Here is a 19,312-nt window from a genome sequence, read left to right on the forward strand (position 1 = left end):
TATTCAGTACTGCGTTGGCAAAATCACTCCGATAGAATCAATCGTTGGAAACAGCTTCAAGGTCAGCTTTGAACTGATCCAGAAGCTCTTTACCGCTCTCACCGGTCATTTCAATAAAGGCTTCTTCTACCTGAGGCGCACGCTCACGGAATGCCTGGATCTGCTCTTCAGAAAGACGCGTTACCGTGACTTCATCAGAGGCTTCCTGAATCTTGGCGAGCGCTTCGTCAGCCAGCCCCAGGATGTGTTCAATGGTGTGATCATAGGCATGCTCTGAAGCATCCTGCACCAGCTGCTGCTCTTCCTCGGAAAGGCCTTCGTAGAAGTCCTGGTTGGCCATCATGGCTGTAGTAAACCAGCCATGGCCGGTAAACGTCAGGTGCGGAGACACTTCATACAGCCCGCCTGACTCGATCCAGAAAATCGGGTTTTCCTGACCGTCGATGATGCCGGTCTGCAGGCCACCATAGACTTCACCCCAGGGTAGTGGTGTCGGCGTGGCGCCAAAGGCGTCGTAGGTTTCCGACAACAGGGGGTTAGTCATGGTACGGATTTTCTTGTTGTTCATGTCTTCCGGCGAGCTGATCGGCTCGTCGGTTGTCACGACCATTTCACCTTCCGGATACATCTTGAGAAGCTCTAGTCCCTGTTCAGCGTAGAGTTCCGGGAACATCTCGTGGATGGCTTTACTTTCGTTGAAGAACTTAACAACGGTTTCTTCATCGGTCGGCAACAGATAAGGCACAAAGAAAATCTGCGCTTCAGGAATCAGTGAACCAGTGAAACCAGGCGACTGGTTTACAAACTGCAGAATACCATTCTGCGTCTGCTCCATGATGTCGTCAGACTCACCGAGCTCACCGAAACGATATACCTGTACGGAATGATCAGAATTATCTTCAATGTAATCTTTGAAGGCGTGAGCAAAGACGTCCTGAACATCACCTTCATATTCTTCGTGGGCGTAACGCCAATTGTCCGCAGACGCACCACCCGAAAGCCCTATTAATAAGGCACTGACGCTTGCCGTCGTGAGTAGCTTGGTAGTAACAGACTTAGTTGCCTTCATGCGTTATTCCCCATTCCAGTGGTGTGCGCTATCTACCTGCACATGAACCTGCCTTGATACTTGATGAACCAACAACAAGATTTTGGTCAGGTTACTGTCGCTCGTTCCGCTGATATCAACAAATGTAGCACCCTATTGATTGTTTATTCACAATTATTGAATCGACAACCTATCGCTGAATATCATCGGACAAAACTGCAATTAATTAAAAACCAATGATTTTCAGGCTAGCGCGCTCGAATCAAGGGGTCAAGCCGGTAGACAATCATGATCCAGGCATTTTCGACCTCATCAGAGACCTGACCCCCTTCACACTCAATGTGATCGATCTGCGGCGAAAAAATACTTAACTTCAGCAAATTCACGACTTCTTGCAGGCTTCGTTGTTTACTGGGCAGCATTTCAAGCACATTTTCATGGCACTGCCCCCACTGCTGCCAGCGTTGAAGGTTTTCACGTTCAGCCAGTAACTCCGCTTTTTTAATCACTCCACGCAGCTCTGCCACCCCAGATTCAGCACCAGCGCGCTCTGCATCGTCTTTTAGCCCCTGTCGCAACTGGCGCAACACCGCTGTCACTTCGCCCTGCCAACGTCTTCTTTCAAGGCATTCAATGGCTAACGCTTGCGGTTTAGCCTTAACGCCATAAATCAGCAACCAACAATGCAATAATAGTTCACAGACATCCACGCCATCTTCATTTTGCAGGCGCAGACATGCCGCTTCTACATCAGGCAACGCATAAAAGCGCTGTGCAAAGTCCCAAAGGGAATCCTGCTGAAGTGCTGTCAATCGGGTAGAATTGCCCATGAATCGCTAACCTCTTTACGGGAGAACGCATGATCGCACTGCGCCAGGTCGCGCTGCAACGCGGCACACAACGGCTACTCGATAACGCTGACCTCACGCTCAATGATGGCGTTAAAGCCGGCATTATTGGCGCCAATGGGACAGGAAAATCCAGCCTGTTCAAACTTTTACTTGGCGAGCTAGGCGTCGATCAAGGCGAAATCGAAATAAGTGGCAACCAGCGCATTGCTCACATGGCTCAGGAAGTCGAAGCCCTCGACCGTGCCATTATCGATTACGTGCTGGATGGCGACCTTGCCTTGCGCCAGGCAGAAGCCGACCTGGCCGCCGCACAAGCTTCCGGTGCCGCCCACCGGGAAGCGGAGCTCCACGGCCTGATCGAGACGCTCGACGGCTATCGGGCGGAATCCCGCGCGGCTCAGTTGCTGGTGGGCCTGGGCTTTGTGCAGGCGGACCTGAAGCGCCCGCTATCGGATTTTTCCGGCGGCTGGCGTATGCGTATCAATCTCGCCCGCACGCTGTTTATGCCTTCCGATTTGTTACTACTTGATGAGCCCACCAACCACCTGGACCTGGATGCCTTGCTGTGGCTGGAGCAGTGGCTGACCCGCTACCCCGGCACCCTGCTGCTGATTTCTCACGACCGTGACTTTCTGGATGCCGTTTGTGACCACATTGTGCATATGCACCATCAGAGTGTAGAACTCTATCGGGGCAACTATTCGCGCTTTGAACGCACAAGGTCTGAAAAACTCGCGCTCCAGCAGGCCGAGGCCGCCAAACAACAAGCCCGGCGTGAGGAGATTGAGCGCTTTATCAATCGCTTCAAAGCCCAGGCCAACAAGGCCCGTCAGGCGCAAAGCCGCGTCAAGATGCTTGAACGCATGGGCGAAATCGCCGTTGCTCACGTAGATTCCCCCTTCCACTTCCGCCTCCCGGCTGCCGACAAAACCTCGCACCCTCTGCTGGTGCTCGATCAGGCGCAGCTGGGGTATCAGAGCAACGACGGCAATATCGTTCAGCTGGATAACGTTAACGTGACCTTGTTGCCGGGAAGCCGAATCGGGCTACTCGGCCCTAACGGCGCAGGCAAATCCACCCTGATCAAGAGCCTGATCGGCCAGTTACCGCTGCTGGCAGGCAAACGCACACCGGGTGAGCATCTGGCCATCGGCTACTTTGCCCAGCATCAGCTGGAAAGCCTGGATATCACCACGACCCCTTTTGTCCATGTACAACGCCTATCACCGACTGCCAGCGATCAGGAAATCCGTAATTTTCTGGGCGGCTTCGGTTTTGCTGGCGATGATGCCTTTGGCGAAGTTGCCACCTTCTCCGGTGGCGAAAAAGCCCGCCTGGCACTGGCCCTGGTGGCCTGGAAGAAACCTAACCTTCTGCTGCTTGATGAGCCGACCAACCACCTTGATCTAGAAATGCGTGAAGCGCTCACCGAAGCGCTGGCAAGTTTTGAAGGCACGGTGATTCTGGTATCCCACGACCGTCACCTGCTGCGTGCCAGCGTAGATGAATTCTGGCGTGTGGCGGATAACCGGGTCGAACCTTTCGACGGTGATCTGGAGGATTACCGCCAGTGGCTGAAAGAGCGCCTGGAATCTCAACGACGCGATGCACGAAGCGACAAAAGTGACCGGCAAGACCAGCAGGCCAGCGGTGATAGCCGTGACGCCCGCAAAGCCGCACGTAAGGCCGCCGCTGAAATGCGTGAAAAACTCAGGCCAATGAAGAAGACCCGTGACAAGGCCGAGAACGCCATGGAGCAGGAGCAGAAAGCGCTGACAGCACTTGAGGAACAACTGGCTGACCCAGAGCTTTACACCGACGCCAGCCGCAAGGCGGAACTGACCGATGTGCTGGCCAAACAGGCTGCAATTAAAGCGCGCCTGGACGACGCCGAACAGCGCTGGCTAGCCGCAGAGGAAGAGCTTGAAGCCATGGAAGCCGCCATGCTGGAAGCTGAAAACAGTGACGCGTCTTAACTTTCCAGCAGAAAGGTGACCGGCCCGTCGTTGATCAGCGCAACCTGCATGTCAGCGCCAAACTCACCAGTGGCGATAGGCGTAGAGGTTAGCTTTGCCTGGGCCACCAGATAGTTGAACAGCCGCTCGCCTTCTTCCGGCGAGGCGGCACTGGAAAAACTCGGCCGCAGCCCTTTATGGGTATCTGCCGCCAGGGTGAACTGGGAAACCAGCAGTAGCTCGCCCTCTGCCTGCTGTACATTCAGGTTCATTTTACCTTGTGCATCACTGAAGACACGGTAATGCAGTAACTTGTGTAGCAGTTTATCCGCTTGTGCGTCGGTGTCGTTTTTTTCTACGCCTACCAGTACGAGCAAACCACGGCCGATACGTCCCACGGTCTGCTCGTCCACTTCAACGCTGGCCCGGCTAACCCGCTGAATTAATGCTTTCATATTTCCTCATTGTCTGGCTGCCCACGGCACGTTACGTGACAGCAAAACGCGCCTAACGCTGCCCCAGCAGCGCATCTCGAAACCCCTCGCCTAACGGACGTTCTCCCAACCAGATACCGAACATGGCACTGGCCGCCTCGGCGCTATCACCGGTATACACGACCTCATCATTCAGGGCGAGACGCAGTTGGCTACCGTCCCAGCTCAATATATAGCGGTCACCGGGCGACACGCTACGGTAGCTGTCATTGATGAACTCAACATCGTCTCTGACCTGATTAAATTCGTACAGTGTCAGGTTTTTTTCCAGCGTTTCGCGAGTGGCTTCAGCAAAGTCTTCAGCCTCGATGGCATGAAAGTAAGCCAGCTCCAGTCGACGTGGTATGTCATCCAACGGCTTGGGGTCTGTTTCGCCTTCAACTTGATAGTAGGCGCCTGCGTAGGCTGTCCAGATCATGTACTTGAATACACCGCTGCCAATCAACTCATAGCGCTGTCCATACGCATCCACCGTACGGCTAAACGATTCACCGTTTTCGGTAACGGTTTGTGCCTGTGCGACAGCGGTTGTAGCCAGAAGCAGCCCGACTGTCAGTACAGCTGCAAAACCTTTATGAATCCACATAAAACCTCCACCGATGATAATGAAAGACTCTTATACCTACCATTATTCAGCGTATAAGTTCCGCATAGCCTACACCTGTTCAATCCCAAGCGGTGCCTTTCATGTTTCGTACAATCACCGAGGAAACGGTGGATTGCGTCGTTCATCCGCCCTGAATTTCATTATTTGAAGCGAGCTGTGTGAATGGCGGATGACGCCGGGAATCCACCCTACAACTCACCACTCACCACTCACCACTCACTATTCACGACTTCGACTCACCCGAACTACCACCATTCATGGAAATGGTGAACAGGCCCGCGCCCCTTGCCGACCTCTAGACGAACACTGGCTTCAAGCGCGGCATGAAGCCACTGCTTGGCCGTGCGAATTGCTTCTTCCACGGGTGCATCTTCGGGCTTTTTAGCCAGGCAGGCCATCACCGCTGACGACAGCGTGCACCCGGTGCCATGCAGGTTCTGCGTATTAATACGTGGCGCCGGTAACCAGGTGTGGCCCTGAGGCGTCGCCAGCAGGTCGGGGCAATCAGCGCCTTGTAAGTGCCCACCCTTGAGAATCACGTAAGGTGCCCCCAGACGCGTCAATGCAGGCAAGATGGCTTCCATCTCATCCACTGACGTGGGCGTATCGCAGCCGAGCAGCACTGCCGCTTCAGGCAGGTTAGGGGTGATGACGTCGGCCAATGGCACAAGAATATCCCGCACCGCCTGAATACCGGCATCATCGACCAGCACATCACCGCTTTTGGCGACCATTACCGGGTCCAACACGACCCAGCGCGGGCGATGTTGAGAAAGCGCATCAGCAATGACCTCGGCAACGTCACGACTGGCCACCATGCCGATTTTTACCGCGTCGAGTTCAACATCATCCAGCAAGGTTTCCAGTTGCTCACTTATAAACGTTGCCGGAACCGGAAAAACGTCTCGTACGCCCTGGGTGTTTTGCGCGGTTAACGCCGTAATAACACTGGTGGCATAGGTGCCAAGGGCGGAAAAGGTTTTGATATCTGCTTGAATACCCGCGCCACCCGAAGGGTCCGACCCGGCGATGGTTAAAACATTTTTCACTGATGGGGAAGCTTGCTTGATTGCCATAAACGGTCCTGTTCACGTTCCATTGTGCTGGCCAGCATACCCAGGCCAGGGGCACATTGCAGAGAAAAAACGATGCTGATAAAAACGACGCAGATAAAAACGGTGCAGACACAAAAACGGCCACCCGAAGGCAGCCGTCATGACTCACCGATGTGTTTACTCGGTGGTATCACTTTCCGGATTACGGGCGTTGTAGTACGCCTGCTCGGAAATGGCATGATAGTTTTCTACTTTATCCTGGAAAGCACGATAGGATTCATGGATCCGCGTTGCCAGGTCGCTGGATTCCGCCAGCTCAGCCACGACATCTTCTGAATGCTCACGCGCCTGAGCCAGTACTTCGTCAGGAATACGCCGCAGTTCAACCTCATGCTCGTTGACCAGAGTTTCCAGTGCATCGTTATTACGCGCGGTGTACTCATCCAACACGTTGGCGTTGATATCACGCACTGCCGTCGTCAGGATAGCTTGCAAGTCGGCAGGCAACTCGGCCAGCGCTTCTTCGTTGACGATGGTTTCAAACATCACCGTCGGCTCGTGCCAGCCCGGATAGTAGTAGTAATCTGCCGCCTGGTGAAGGCCGAATGCCAGATCGTTGTATGGACCAATCCACTCGGTGGCATCAATGGCACCGGATTGCAGCGACGTGAAGATTTCACCGCCCGGCATATTAACGATGGCAACGCCCATGCGGCTCATCACTTCGCCGCCCAGACCCGGCATACGCATTTTCAGGCCATCAAGATCTTCAAGAGAGTTGATTTCCTTGTTGTACCAGCCGCCCATCTGAACGCCGGAAGCACCAGCGACCATGACATCGACCCCAAACGGCTCATAAACTTCGTTCCACAGTTCCATGCCGCCGCCAAAGTGCAGCCAGGCGTTCATTTCCTGGGCATTCATGCCAAACGGCACTGCCGCAAAGAACTGTGCTTCGGGCGCCTTGCCTTTCCAGTAATAGGAAGCAGAGTGACCAAGTTCGGCGGTGCCCTCGGATACGGCATCAAAGACCTCAAACCCGGGTACCAGCTGCCCGGCACCGAAGACTTCAATGGTCAAACGGCCATCCGACATTGTCTCGACCAGTTCGGCCAGACGTTCCGGCCCCTGGCCAACACCTGGAAAGTTTTTCGGCCATGAGGTCACCATCTTCCAGCTGAAGGTTTCCTGCGCCTGAGCCTGATTATCCAGGCTGGATACTACCAGCATGCCGGCCGACATTGCCGTTGTCATGGCAACTGCTGCGGTCAACGTTTTAAGCTGCATACGAACCCCTTTTTATTACTGTTTTCAGGTTGAAATAACGCCACCGCAACGCGACGGCGTGAAAATCCACTGTTAACTTTTAATGGGTAATGCCCAATAGTGCAATACCCGACTCAGTAAAGCTTTTTAACCTTTTCATCAACTTAAACCTTTCATCAACCCTCGCAGGCACAGCGACGTGGCTCGCCTGCGAGGAATCGCTTGGTTTGGTCCATCCGATTTAACCAAATTGACTTGGCAGCCAGGTGGCCAAGCCCGGGTAGAGCGCCAGCATCAGCAACATGCCCAACTGAATGAGGATAAACGGAATCACCCCACGGTAAATGGCCGATGTCGGTACCGAAGGCGGCGCAACACCTCGCAGATAAAACAGCGCGAAACCAAAAGGCGGTGTCAGAAATGAGGTCTGAAGGTTGATCGCAATCATGATACCCAGCCAGATGGGATCAAGCCCCATAGCAAGAAGTATTGGCCCGACTATCGGCACCACGACAAAAGTGATTTCGATGAAATCAAGAATAAAGCCCAGCAGGAAAATCACCAGCATGACGATAATGGTGGCGCCGACGACACCGCCCGGCATGCCTTCGAAGAGCTCAGTCACCAGATGTTCACCGCCATAGGCGCGGAATACCAGCGAAAAGAGCGCCGCGCCAATCAGAATCATGAACACCATGGTAGTAACATGGGCCGTCGAGCGCAGAACGTCCCTCAAGGTGGCCAAGTCCAGCTGCCGATAGGCCAGCGCCAATACCAGGGCACCGAAGGCCCCCACCGCAGAGGCTTCCGTTGGCGTGGCAAAGCCGGTCAGGATCGAGCCCAATACGGCCACAATCAGCACAACCGGCGGTACCAAGCCTTTCAACAGCAGCCAACCGATACCTGAGGTATGACCCAGCTCTTCCATCAGCTCCTGACGGTCCGCCGGCGGAGCAAGGTGCGGGCGAAGCCAGGCAATGAAGGCGATATACAGCATATAAAGTACGACAAGGATTAATCCGGGCACCAGCGCACCCATGAACAGGTCACCCACCGAAACGGTTTTCGGGCTGAAGATCCCCATATCCAGCTGCGCCTGCTGATAGGCAGACGATAAAACATCACCCAACAGCACCAGTGCAATGGACGGCGGAATGATCTGGCCCAGGGTTCCCGTGGCGCAGATGGTTCCGGTGGCCAACGACATGGAATAGTTGCGCTTCAGCATCGTCGGTAGCGACATCAACCCCATGGTCACCACGGTTGCCCCGACAATGCCGGTGGAAGCGGCCATCAACATGCCCACCAGCGTAACGGAAATACCCAGGCCACCACGCAGCGAACCAAAGAGCAGCGCCATGGCATCCAGCAGGGTTTCAGCGACTTTTGACTTTTCCAGCAGCACCCCCATCAACACAAATAACGGCACCGCCAGTAGGGTGGTGTTGGTCATGATGCCGTAGAGCCGGTTGGGCAAAGCAGCGAGGTAGCCGCCATCAAAGTTGGCATCAACCCCAATGGACTCAAGCCCCATGCCTAGACCGGCGAACAATAGCGCTGTGCCCGACAGCGAAAACGCCACGGGAAAGCCGAACATCAGGACAATACAGATGACAGCAAACAGAACGAGCGGCATAAATTCCATCATCAGACACGCTCCTCAAGATGCTCTTCGCCTGTAGAAGGCGGCACGATACGCCCGGTCAGAATATAAAAATTACGAATCAGCTCAATCACGCCTTGCACCAGCATCAGCAGGGCAAACAGAGGAATCAGGCTTTTCAGCAGAAAAACACCGGGAATACCACCGTAGTCGGGCGAGCCTTCCAGAATGCGCCACGAGCTACTGACGTAACCCATGCTGGAAGTGATGATAAACACCATGACTGGCATCATCAGAAGCAGAATACCAAACAGATTGACCAGCGCCTGACCGCGTGGCGCCATCTTGCGATAAAAGATATCAACGCGAACGTGCCCGTCGTGGCGCAGGGTATAGGCCGCCGCGAGCATAAAAACGGCCGCATGCATGTACATCACCGTTTCCTGCATGAACACGCTGTTGACCGAAAAGATGTAGCGTAATAGCACAATAGCAAACTGGACCAGCATCATCAGAATGATGAGCCAGGCCAGGGTTCGCCCGAACCACTCTGAAGCGCGATCCAATGCACTGATCAAAGGGGGGAGTTGTGAAGTCTGCGACATGGGAAGTGTCTCGTAGCCAGCGTCTGGGGAAAAAACCGCGCAACAGACAATACCGCATCTGCCTTAACAATGCAGTGCCGTCTTCATGGTATTTCTCACGTGATTTCGACGTTTACCTCATACTTTAGCGGGATAAGCACCACGCAGTGTGGCAAGACATGCGTCCGGCAGAGGGAGGTCAATCGCCAGGGGTAAATGATCTGAAAAGAGGTGGTCGAGCACCTGTACATCAACCGCTTCCAGGCTACGCGACAAAAGAATATGATCCAGCGCCCGGCGAGGCTGCCAGGAAGGATAGCTCAGTAAAGGTTTTACCGGATGCAGCGGAAGGGATTCGCTGAAACGCGCGTGGGCGTGAATCTGCTCAGGCGTACAGTTCAGATCTCCCATGACGACCACATGGCGCAACGGTTTGATCAGGTCGCTCAGGTAGTTGAACTGACGTACCCGACCACGATGACTCAGCGCCAGGTGCGCGATAAATATATGCAGCGCATCAGGCCCGTCTCCAAAACGCGCATGAATGGCACCACGCCCCGGCAGTGCGCCCGGCAGGCGATGTTCTTCAATATGCGACGGTTTCAGACGGGAAAGCAGGCCGTTACTGTGCTGGGCAATTTTCCCCAGGTTACGGTTAAGCTGCTGAAAATGGTGAGGAAAACCGGCACGCTCGGCCAGGTAGGTAACCTGATTGACGCGGCCGGAGCGAAAACTGCCACCGTCAACTTCCTGCAGACCCACCACATCAAAACGCCCCAGCACATCACTGATAATTTCAAGACGTTGGTTGCGCTCAGGATGTGGCAGGACGTGCTGCCAACTGCGTGTCAGATAGTGGTGATAGGCAGATGTCTGAATACCCACCTGCAGATTGAACGTCAGCAGACGCAGGTGGCCATCGGCAAGCGACGGTGACCGGGCATCCGGTGGGTTCATCAGCAAGCACTCCATTCAGATCGTGTTCGGGCCTATTAACGTTTTTTCACGGCCGAGACACAGGCCCTGGACTATCCTGTTACTCGGTACGGTCTTCACGAATACGCGTGATTAACGCATCAGCAATCTGCGGCATATTGGCCAGGCTGCCCGCACTGCTGGGCGAGATCAGATACTGGCCGTCAATGATCAGCGCTGGCACGCCCATCAGCTTCATATCACGCATGCGGCTATGAGCACGGCTGACGTCACTGCGCACGCCAAAAGAGGTTAATGCGTCACGCGCTTCTTCTTCACTGACACCATAGTCAGCAAAAAACGCCGCGATATCATCGGTATCGGTCAGTGTCTGACCGTCTTCGTGCACAGCATGGAAGAAATCGGCATGCAGTTCATCTTCAATACCCAGTTGCTGGGCCGCATAGAATGCCGTGGCATGGGTGTTCCAGTCGCCACCCATGGTTGCAGGCATTTTGACAATGCTGACATCGTCTTCCAGTGTTTCATACCATTGATCAACGGATGACTGCAGGCGGTAACAATGCGGGCAGCCGAACCAGAACGCTTCGGTGACTTCAATCTGACCGTCTTCCACCACGGTTTCTACAGGGGTTTCCAGGCGTTCGTAATGCTGCCCTTCAACCAGTTCCTGAGCATTGGCAGCCGTTGAAAAGGCCAGACCCGCCGCCGCTATCATCAGCGCTTTTAACATCATTTATATTCTCCACTCAGCAGATAAACCCATAACTCATAAACGAGTGAACCATAAGACCGCCCACGCCGCCTTATGGTTCATTTGCCGTTTGCCTTTGCAATCAGCAGCCTCTCATCGTCTCACGCTGAGCCGGTGCCATTAAATCTGATAAATCTGACTTAATGAAAATCAGTGCAAGCCCAGTACATAGTTGGCGACCGCTTCCATGTCACGATCGCTCATTTTCGACGCGATATCACGCATGATGGCATTAGGATCGTTGTGACGCTCGCCTGCCGCAAAATCCTGCAGTGTCGAAACAGTGTACTCGGCATGCTGGCCGGAAAGCGCGGGATATACCGCTGTACCGATGCCTTGGCCAGTCGGGGAATGACATGCCGTACACGCTGGAATGCCTTTGCCCATGTCGCCAGCACGGTAGAGAGTTTCACCACGCGCCAGCAGTTCGGCGTCGTCTTCGGCCTGCCCGATATTCGGGTCCATATTGGCGAAATACGCCGCGACATCCCAGGCATCCTGGTCAGAATAGTCATCGACCTGGCCCGCCATCTGTGCCACTTCACGACGACCGTCACGAATGTCCATGATCTGCTTGGCCAGATAGGACATCTGCTGCCCCGCCTGATTAGGGAAGGCACCAACCATACTGATACCTTCCTGGCCATGACACGCGGCACAGCTGGTTGCCAGTTCGCGACCCGCATTCGGGTCTGCGTTGATCTGTAATTCCTGTGATTGAGCTTGAACGGTGCCAACGGCACCCATGGTAATTGCTAGGCCTGCCAGTAACTTTCTCATTGCTATTCCACTATGCCGTTAGTTGGTGACTGGTACGCATCCCGGGCGCTGCCCAGGTTCAGCAAATTACCAGGGTCAGCTCTGCCTGCCGCAAACAACGCACCAAGTGAATTGTCGCTGACGGTTAGAACGCGATGGTACACTAGCGCCCCAGGTCGCAGATATAAACAAACCGTATTATAACGAATCACCCCAGCGGCGGGAATGCAAGTCCTGACCTGCTTTAGGGGTATTTTTCGTGCTTATGTTACGCTTCATAGCGCTTTTCAGCGCTCTGTTTTCGCCAGGATGTCACCGATGACTGAATCACCCGCTTCTTTTCCAGCACTCAATTATACCACGTCCCGCTTTTTGACAAGCGCGCCGACCCTTGCAAAATGCCCTGATGACAGTGGCGCAGAGGTCGCGTTTGCCGGGCGCTCAAACGCTGGGAAATCCAGTGCGATCAATGCACTTACCCAGCAAAAAGCGTTGGCTCGAACCTCACGCACGCCAGGGCGTACCCAGTTGATCAACTATTTCGGCCTGATGAACAACACCACTCAGCGGCTGGTTGACTTACCGGGTTATGGATACGCCAAGGTCCCTGAAGCCGTCAAGCTGGAATGGCAACGCCACCTCTCCGATTACCTGCGCGGACGTAACAGCCTACGCGGTCTGGTGCTACTGATGGATGTACGCCATCCGCTTACCGAGTTCGACCAGATGATGCTGGGTTTTGCTGACCAACGTAACATGCCGGTGCATATTCTGCTTACCAAGGCCGATAAATTAAAAAAAGGGCCCGCCAATGCGTCTCTGCAAAAAGTGCGTTCTCAGCTTCACGAATGGGAAGACCTGGTCTCTGTTCAGCTATTTTCGGCACTGAAGAAAGACGGCCTTGCCCCGCTTGCAAAACGCCTTGACCAGTGGCTGGCACTGCCCGATAACGCTTGATGCCTATCTTGAATAACTGTCTTGAATAACTGTCTTGAATAACTATTTTGATAACTATCTCGCCAGCTGTGCATCCTGTCCGCTGAATCTGTCCGCTAAATGAATCATACCCCTTAGCCCGTCGGCTATCACGCGCGTTTTTCAATCCAGTTCAGGAGCTCGGCCAACTCCTTCACATGGGCAATACGTTCAACGCGCTTTGGCAAGGCCTGATCATCACGCTCACTGATCCACACCGCGCGCATGCCCAGGCGCTGAGCGGGCAACACATCTTCCTCCCACGAGTCACCCACATGCAGGGCCTGTTCAGGCGCCACCCCAAGCCGTGCAAGCGCCGTCAGAAACGGCTTGGGGTCAGGTTTGGGGGCAAGCAACTCACCGGCAGCAATGGCAACAGGGAAGTAACCTGCCAGCGGCTGGCGCTTTAAATGTATATTGCCATTGGTAATGGCCGCCAGGCGATAGCGTTGACGCAGCGTGGTTAATAACGGCTCGACTTCCGGGTGAGGAGTCACCTGAACCCGAAGACGATGGAATTCGTTCATGGCAGCGGCTGCCCACATTAAAGCCGTGCTGCGCGCAATGCCGTTCGCTTCCAGCTGGGCTTCCAGTGCCCGCAGGCGCAGCCAGGTGAAGTCACCGCGACGTTCTGGCACGGCTTCTGCCAGCTGTTGGCGACGCTTTAGGTAATCTGCCAGACCCGCAGCATAACTCACGCCCAGTGGCGGAGCATGACGCGCCGCTAACCAGGCACCCAGGCTGTCCAGTAACCAGCGGTAGTGGCCCTCTTCGGTCAGCGCCATCACGCCGTGGTTATCCCAGAGGGTGTCATCCAGGTCAAACGTAATCGCTTCCAGCATTATCAAGTCTCAGGCGGTGAATCTGTGGCATTGGTACGGCGTCGAGCACGTGGATGCGCTGCGTCATAACTGGCCGCCAGGTGCTGCCAGTCAAGCCGTGTGTAAACTTGGGTGGTCGATAGATTGGCGTGACCCAATAACTCCTGCACGGCCCGCAGATCCTGGCTGGATTCGAGCAGATGACTGGCAAAGGAATGGCGCAGCCGGTGTGGGTGCAGGTGTTCCGGTAGCCCTCGTGCGATTGCGAGCTGGGCCAGGCGTTTCTGAATGGCCCGGTGCCCCAGGCGACGACCTCGCTGGCCGACAAACAGGGCATTTTCACCCGCCACTGCCAACTCGGGCCTGACTTGCTGCCAGGCTACCAATGCCTGCTGGGCACGGCGCCCTACCGGCATCTGGCGAGGCTTTGCGCCCTTTCCCATCACCCGCACACGCTGCTTCTCAAGGTCACTGATGTCCAGCGCGGCCAATTCCGCCAGACGCAGGCCGCTGGAGTAAAGCAGTTCCAGCATGGCCTGATCGCGATAGGCCAATGGCGTTTCATCGTGGGGCGTGTCGAGAAAATGCGCCAACACATCGACATCCAGTGGGCGCGGTAGATGGCTGGGCTGCTTGGGAGTGCGCAGCAGTTTGACCGGGTTATCTGCCAGAATGCCACGCGTGACGCAGTCATCGGCGAAACGCGATAACGCGGCGCGGCGACGGGCCAGGCTGCGGGGTGCCAGCCCACGGCTGCGTTCACTGGAGAGAAACGCGCGTAACGCAGCGATATCCAGCTGTGCGGCATCCGTAATACCACGGGCATCAGCAAAGGCATCCAGCGCGGCCAGATCACGTCGGTAAGCATCCAGCGTGGCAGCGCTGGCATGTTGGGCCAGCACCTCCAGAAACTGTCTGATCTGTTCACTCAGTACCGTCACGTGATCTCCTGTGGATGACAGATCGCTTAGGCCCCCGGCCCAAGGCGCACTAGCAGACGTGCCGTGATATCACCCAGATACTCAGTGAACAGCGTATCCATGCTGGCGCGATACTGCTCCGGGTCGGGGCTTGCCAACAACAGGTAGCCCATGGGTTCCCCGGCACTTAACCGGGTGACCGCACAGGAACCTGCCTTTTTGGGCGGTGATACATGGGGTAACAGACATTTCCAGTCACTGACACCCAGCTTGGCACAGCGGCTGGTGCGGCCATCCAGCAACGCCGCCAGTCGCGCACTGGCACGCTGATCCAGCACATGGCGCGGCGGCTGCGGCGGTGTCGGCTCTTCATCGCTTAACGCGGACGGACACCAGAGCGACAACGCGGGCGTGGCAAAGCGTTCGCTCATCTGCGTTGCCAATGCCTGTGCCAACATGTCGCGGTCCTGCGCCTCCACTAATGCCAGCAGGGTTTCACGCAGCCGACGGTATTGAGTTTCCGTATGCCGGGCAGTCTCCAGCAACTGCTCCAACCGCCCTTCGGCCGTATCCGCACGGCTGCGTAGATCCAGCACCAGCCGTTCCAGCAGCGAAACCGCCGCACCATCAAGGTTGGGGTGCGGCACTTTGAGCTGCTGCAACAGGCCTTCCCGACCCACAAAAAAATCGGGATGACGGGCCAACCAGAACGCTACCTGTTCCGGGTCAAGCGTCTTGCGTGGCTCAGGGGCTTGAGACATCACCGTTCTCCATTTCAGTCCATTTCTGTCATCGTCGGGGCAGCTCAGTTCAATACAACACGGCCATCAAATACGCGGGTAGCAGGCCCAACCATGATCAATGCGGCTTCAGGATCAGGCCATTCAATGGTCAGCTCTCCCCCCGATAGCTCTACCGTCACCGGGCTTTTCAATAATCCTTGACGAATCCCGCTGGCAACGGCGGCACAGGCGCCGGTTCCACACGCCAGAGTTTCCCCGCACCCCCGTTCAAACACACGCAAACGGATCCGGTTAGGTGAGACCACCTGCATAAACCCCACATTCACTTTTCTGGGGAAACGTGGATGCGCCTCAATGGCAGGCCCGAGCCGTTCCACCGGGGCATCCTGCACATCATCCACCTGCAGCACGGCATGCGGGTTGCCCATGGATACGACGCTGACGGATAGGGTGTCATCACCTACTTCCAACGGGTGCAGTGGCTGATCCCCCGGCGCATCAAACGGCAAGGCGGAAGGGGTAAACCGCGGACGCCCCATGTCAACGCGCACCAGACCATCGTGCTGAACCTTAAGGACCAGTGGCCCGCCGGCGGTTTCAACATGAATCTCGCGTTTATGGGTCAGCCGCTGGTCACGCACGAAACGGGCAAAACAGCGTGCGCCGTTGCCACAGTTTTCTACTTCGCTGCCATCAGCATTGAAGATACGGTAACGGAAATCCATGGTGGGATCGCGTGGCGGTTCAACGATCAATAACTGATCGAAGCCAATACCGAAGCGACGATCTGCCAGCTGGCTGATCTGTGCGGCGGTCATGCGCGCCCGTTGGGTCACCAGATCCACCATGACAAAATCATTGCCCAGGCCGTGCATTTTCGTGAAGTGTAACAGCATCAGCCTTCTCCAATACCACCCGGCAATAGCGATTCACCCGCCCACAGGCTTTCCAGCCGTTCGCGGGTGCGTACCACATGACAGACATCACCATCTACCATCAGCTCGGCCGGGCGCGGGCGGCTGTTATAGTTGGAGGCCATGACAAAGCCATAGGCGCCCGCGGACCTAACGGCCAGAAGGTCGCCCTGGGCAATCGCCAATTCACGGTCTTTACCCAGAAAATCGCTGGTCTCACAGACCGGACCGACCACATCGTAAAGCGCGGCTTCCCGGGCTTCACGCGTATCGACCGGCACGATTGCCTGCCAGGCCTGATACAGCGACGGGCGAATCAGGTCATTCATCGCCGCATCGACAATCGCAAAGTTCTTGGTTTCGCCTGGCTTGAGAAACTCGACGCGAGTCAGCATCACGCCCGCATTGGCCGCAATGGAACGTCCCGGCTCGAACAGCAGCATGAGGTTTTCTTCGCCTTTCCAGCGGGATAGGCGGGACAACAGCTGGCTGGCATAATCAAACGGCTGCGGGGGTTTTTCATCGCGGTAAGGCACGCCTAGTCCGCCGCCAAGATCCAGGTGTTCAAGCTCGATACCCTGCCCACGCAGGCGGTCCATCAACACGAGCAGGCGCTCAAGAGCGTCCATAAACGGCGCGGTTTCGGTCAGCTGTGAGCCGATGTGGCAGTCCATACCGACGACATTCAGATGTGGCAGGCTGGCTGCCAGCTGATACACGCTGAACGCATCTTCCACCGGAATACCGAACTTGTTGTCTTTCAGACCGGTGGAAATATAGGGGTGCGTGCCTGCATCCACGTCCGGGTTGACGCGCAGGGATACCGGCGCCACTTTGCCAAGCTCACCGGCCACCGCGTTCAAGCGTTCAAGCTCAGGGCGAGATTCCACATTAAAGCATTTGATACCCACTTCCAGCGCACGGGCCATCTCGCCCGCCTGCTTGGCCACACCGGAAAATACCACTTTGGCGGGGTCGCCACCGGCTTTAAGCACCCGTTCAAGCTCGCCAACCGAGACAATATCAAATCCGGCGCCCAACCTCGCCAGCAACCCCAGCACCGCCAGGTTGGAATTGGCTTTGACGGCATAGCAGATCAGATGTGGATGGCTGCCCAGCGCTTCGGTATAAGCGCGAAAATGACGTGCCAGCGTGGCTTTGGAATACACGTAGCAGGGTGTGCCGTGTTCGGCTGCAATCCGCGACAACGGCACGTCTTCAGCGTACAGCACACCATCGCGATAGTTAAAATGATCCATTATTCCTCCTGCTCAGCGGCGGGCGTATCGGGCACATCTGTTTCAGGTACATCTGTTTCAGACACATCCGTTTCAGACACATCCTCGTCAGGTAAATACAGTGGCCCTTTCTGTCCACATCCCGCCAGCGATAGTGCTATCAGCAAACCTGTCAGCAACACACCGGCAAAGCGCGGTGATAAAAAGCGCAGTGATACGAAGCGTGTTTTCATAGGGCATCCTTGAGCGTATGAAGTGCTTCACGGGCGCGCTGTGCCGCCGCGCGCACTTGGTCCGGCGCGGTGCCACCAATGTGGTTACGTGCCGCAACCGAGCCTTCCAGCGTCAGCACCTCAAAGACATCCGCTTCAATCGTCAAGGAAAACTGTTGCAGTTCTTCCAGGCTCATTTCCGATAAATCTTTTTCTTCCTTAAGCCCGTACGCCACCGACTGGCCAACAATTTCGTGGGCATCACGGAACGCGACCCCTTTGCGCACCAGATAGTCTGCCAGGTCCGTTGCCGTGGAAAAGCCTTTGCGCGCTGCTTCAAACATGGTGGCCTTTTTAGGCTCAATGGCCGGGATCATATCAGCAAACGCTTTCAGGCAGTCGCGCACCGTATCCACCGCATCGAACAAAGGTTCCTTGTCTTCCTGGTTGTCCTTGTTGTATGCCAGCGGCTGGGATTTCATCAGTGTCAGCAGGCTGATCAGGTGGCCATACACACGACCTGTCTTGCCACGCACCAGCTCCGGCACATCGGGGTTTTTCTTCTGCGGCATAATGGACGAGCCAGTGCAGAAACGATCCGGCAGATCGATAAAATCGAACTGGGCACTGGTCCACAGCACCAACTCTTCACTCATGCGTGAAAGGTGCATTAAAAGAATGCTGGAGACACTGGTGAATTCAATCGCAAAATCGCGATCCGACACCGCGTCCAGCGAATTTTCCGCAGGGCGCGTGAAACCTAGAAGCTCTGCCGTGATGTGGCGATCAATGGGATAGGTAGTACCTGCTAACGCGGCCGCCCCAAGCGGCAACACATTAATGCGTTTGCGGCAATCCAGCAGGCGCTCGTGGTCACGCGCCAGCATTTCCTGCCAGGCCAGCAAATGGTGACCAAACGTCACTGGCTGGGCGGTTTGCAGGTGAGTAAAGCCCGGCATAATGGTGTCGGCTTCACGATCCGCCAGCTCGACCAACCCTTCGCGTAGACGAATCAGCTCCACTTCAATCACATCGACGGCATCGCGCATGAAAAGGCGAATATCCGTGGCCACCTGATCGTTGCGTGAGCGGCCGGTGTGTAGCTTTTTGCCAACAATGCCGATCTTGTCAGTCAGCCGCGCTTCAATGTTCATGTGCACATCTTCCAGCGGCACTGACCATTCAAACTCACCGTTATCAATTTCCGTTTGAATTTCATGCAACCCATCAACGATGGTATCACGCTCTTCATCGGTGAGAACGCCGATTCGCGCCAGCATGGTGGCATGGGCGATAGAGCCGCGAATATCCTGATGGGCAAGACGCTGATCAAACGTGACGGAGGCGGTGAAACGCTCGACAAAGGCATCAGTAGGTTCACTGAAGCGACCGCCCCAGGATTGATTGGTTGTTTGGCTCATGACAGCTATACCCTGCGTAAATATTGAAATAATCGTTGCCGGAAAGTGTACCAGAGTCACCTTGATCAGCGGCATGTCTGACAACCGGATTTTTCCTTGGCTTTCGAGTGCTTTATGATTAGCGCTATTATTGTTTTTATAAGCCGTTATGGCGGC

The 19,312-nt window shown here is 55.5% G+C and carries 20 protein-coding genes; 2 read left to right on the top strand and 18 right to left on the bottom strand.

What is annotated here, in order from left to right; genetic code table 11:
* Positions 1-37 precede the first annotated feature (37 nt).
* Positions 38-1,069 carry a TRAP transporter substrate-binding protein gene (locus tag ACU6TU_RS16300; protein ID WP_447142417.1) on the bottom strand — a complete coding sequence of 344 codons (1,032 nt, stop codon included), beginning with the start codon at positions 1,067-1,069 and terminating at the stop codon, positions 38-40.
* 227 nt (positions 1,070-1,296) lie between these two features.
* Positions 1,297-1,878, bottom strand: coding sequence for a TIGR02444 family protein (locus ACU6TU_RS16305; protein WP_447142418.1), 582 nt, complete (start codon positions 1,876-1,878; stop codon positions 1,297-1,299).
* Positions 1,879-1,907: 29 nt separating this feature from the next.
* Between ACU6TU_RS16305 and ACU6TU_RS16310 the strand changes: the two genes are divergently transcribed.
* Positions 1,908-3,875: an ATP-binding cassette domain-containing protein gene (locus ACU6TU_RS16310; RefSeq protein WP_447142419.1), complete on the top strand. Its 1,968-nt coding sequence runs from the start codon at positions 1,908-1,910 to the stop codon at positions 3,873-3,875.
* On the opposite strand, the gene dtd is transcribed toward ACU6TU_RS16310, so the two are convergent.
* From dtd to ACU6TU_RS16355, 9 genes are all read right to left on the bottom strand, one after another.
* Positions 3,872-4,309, bottom strand: coding sequence for a D-aminoacyl-tRNA deacylase (dtd, locus tag ACU6TU_RS16315; RefSeq protein ID WP_447142420.1), 438 nt, complete (start codon positions 4,307-4,309; stop codon positions 3,872-3,874). The two genes, ACU6TU_RS16310 and dtd, sit on opposite strands and share 4 nt — an antisense overlap.
* 52 nt (positions 4,310-4,361) lie before the next feature.
* On the bottom strand, positions 4,362-4,934 hold the full coding sequence (locus ACU6TU_RS16320) for a chalcone isomerase family protein (RefSeq protein WP_447142421.1): 573 nt from the start codon (positions 4,932-4,934) through the stop codon (positions 4,362-4,364).
* Between the two features lie 266 nt (positions 4,935-5,200).
* On the bottom strand, positions 5,201-6,031 hold the full coding sequence (thiD, locus tag ACU6TU_RS16325; RefSeq protein WP_447142422.1) for a bifunctional hydroxymethylpyrimidine kinase/phosphomethylpyrimidine kinase: 831 nt from the start codon (positions 6,029-6,031) through the stop codon (positions 5,201-5,203).
* A 156-nt stretch (positions 6,032-6,187) separates the two neighbouring features.
* The gene (locus tag ACU6TU_RS16330) at positions 6,188-7,297 is read right to left on the bottom strand and encodes a TRAP transporter substrate-binding protein (RefSeq protein WP_447142423.1); all 1,110 of its coding nucleotides are present in this window, start codon (positions 7,295-7,297) and stop codon (positions 6,188-6,190) included.
* 220 nt (positions 7,298-7,517) lie between these two features.
* Positions 7,518-8,924, bottom strand: a complete 1,407-nt coding sequence (locus ACU6TU_RS16335; protein ID WP_447142424.1) for a TRAP transporter large permease — start codon at positions 8,922-8,924, stop codon at positions 7,518-7,520.
* Positions 8,924-9,484, bottom strand: coding sequence for a TRAP transporter small permease subunit (locus ACU6TU_RS16340; RefSeq protein WP_447142425.1), 561 nt, complete (start codon positions 9,482-9,484; stop codon positions 8,924-8,926). Before ACU6TU_RS16340 ends, ACU6TU_RS16335 begins: the two co-directional genes overlap by 1 nt.
* A 117-nt stretch (positions 9,485-9,601) precedes the next feature.
* Entirely contained in the window at positions 9,602-10,420 is an 819-nt protein-coding gene (locus tag ACU6TU_RS16345; RefSeq protein ID WP_447142426.1) for an endonuclease/exonuclease/phosphatase family protein, read from the bottom strand.
* Between the two features lie 79 nt (positions 10,421-10,499).
* Positions 10,500-11,132: a thiol:disulfide interchange protein DsbA/DsbL gene (locus ACU6TU_RS16350; RefSeq protein WP_447144281.1), complete on the bottom strand. Its 633-nt coding sequence runs from the start codon at positions 11,130-11,132 to the stop codon at positions 10,500-10,502.
* Positions 11,133-11,303: 171 nt separating this feature from the next.
* Positions 11,304-11,933 (bottom strand): c-type cytochrome, encoded by a 630-nt coding sequence (locus ACU6TU_RS16355; RefSeq protein ID WP_447142427.1) that lies wholly within the window; start codon positions 11,931-11,933, stop codon positions 11,304-11,306.
* A gap of 297 nt (positions 11,934-12,230) precedes the next feature.
* Here ACU6TU_RS16355 and yihA point away from each other — a divergent pair, with 297 nt between their 5' ends.
* The gene (gene yihA / locus ACU6TU_RS16360; protein ID WP_447142428.1) at positions 12,231-12,869 is read left to right on the top strand and encodes a ribosome biogenesis GTP-binding protein YihA/YsxC; all 639 of its coding nucleotides are present in this window, start codon (positions 12,231-12,233) and stop codon (positions 12,867-12,869) included.
* A gap of 128 nt (positions 12,870-12,997) precedes the next feature.
* Here yihA and ACU6TU_RS16365 read toward each other — a convergent pair whose 3' ends face one another.
* Genes ACU6TU_RS16365 through argH form a run of 7 tightly spaced genes read right to left on the bottom strand, consistent with a single transcriptional unit; the run spans position 12,998 to position 19,156 of the window.
* Positions 12,998-13,735, bottom strand: a complete 738-nt coding sequence (locus ACU6TU_RS16365; RefSeq protein WP_447142429.1) for an HAD family hydrolase — start codon at positions 13,733-13,735, stop codon at positions 12,998-13,000.
* Positions 13,732-14,640: a tyrosine recombinase XerC gene (locus ACU6TU_RS16370; RefSeq protein WP_447144282.1), complete on the bottom strand. Its 909-nt coding sequence runs from the start codon at positions 14,638-14,640 to the stop codon at positions 13,732-13,734. The genes ACU6TU_RS16365 and ACU6TU_RS16370 overlap by 4 nt, the downstream gene beginning before the upstream one ends.
* Positions 14,641-14,675: 35 nt before the next feature.
* Positions 14,676-15,389 carry a DUF484 family protein gene (locus tag ACU6TU_RS16375; protein ID WP_447142430.1) on the bottom strand — a complete coding sequence of 238 codons (714 nt, stop codon included), beginning with the start codon at positions 15,387-15,389 and terminating at the stop codon, positions 14,676-14,678.
* A gap of 44 nt (positions 15,390-15,433) precedes the next feature.
* Complete coding sequence (gene dapF, locus ACU6TU_RS16380) at positions 15,434-16,267, bottom strand: diaminopimelate epimerase (RefSeq protein WP_447142431.1); 834 nt, start codon at positions 16,265-16,267, stop codon at positions 15,434-15,436.
* On the bottom strand, positions 16,267-17,544 hold the full coding sequence (gene lysA, locus ACU6TU_RS16385) for a diaminopimelate decarboxylase (protein ID WP_447142432.1): 1,278 nt from the start codon (positions 17,542-17,544) through the stop codon (positions 16,267-16,269). Before lysA ends, dapF begins: the two co-directional genes overlap by 1 nt.
* A complete protein-coding gene (gene lptM / locus ACU6TU_RS16390) occupies positions 17,544-17,756 on the bottom strand; it encodes an LPS translocon maturation chaperone LptM (RefSeq protein ID WP_447142433.1) in 213 nt (70 codons plus the stop codon). Before lptM ends, lysA begins: the two co-directional genes overlap by 1 nt.
* Positions 17,753-19,156 carry an argininosuccinate lyase gene (gene argH / locus ACU6TU_RS16395; protein ID WP_447142434.1) on the bottom strand — a complete coding sequence of 468 codons (1,404 nt, stop codon included), beginning with the start codon at positions 19,154-19,156 and terminating at the stop codon, positions 17,753-17,755. Before argH ends, lptM begins: the two co-directional genes overlap by 4 nt.
* Between the last annotated feature and the right edge of the window lie 156 nt (positions 19,157-19,312).

Source organism: Halomonas sp. LS-001 (assembly GCF_052983955.1).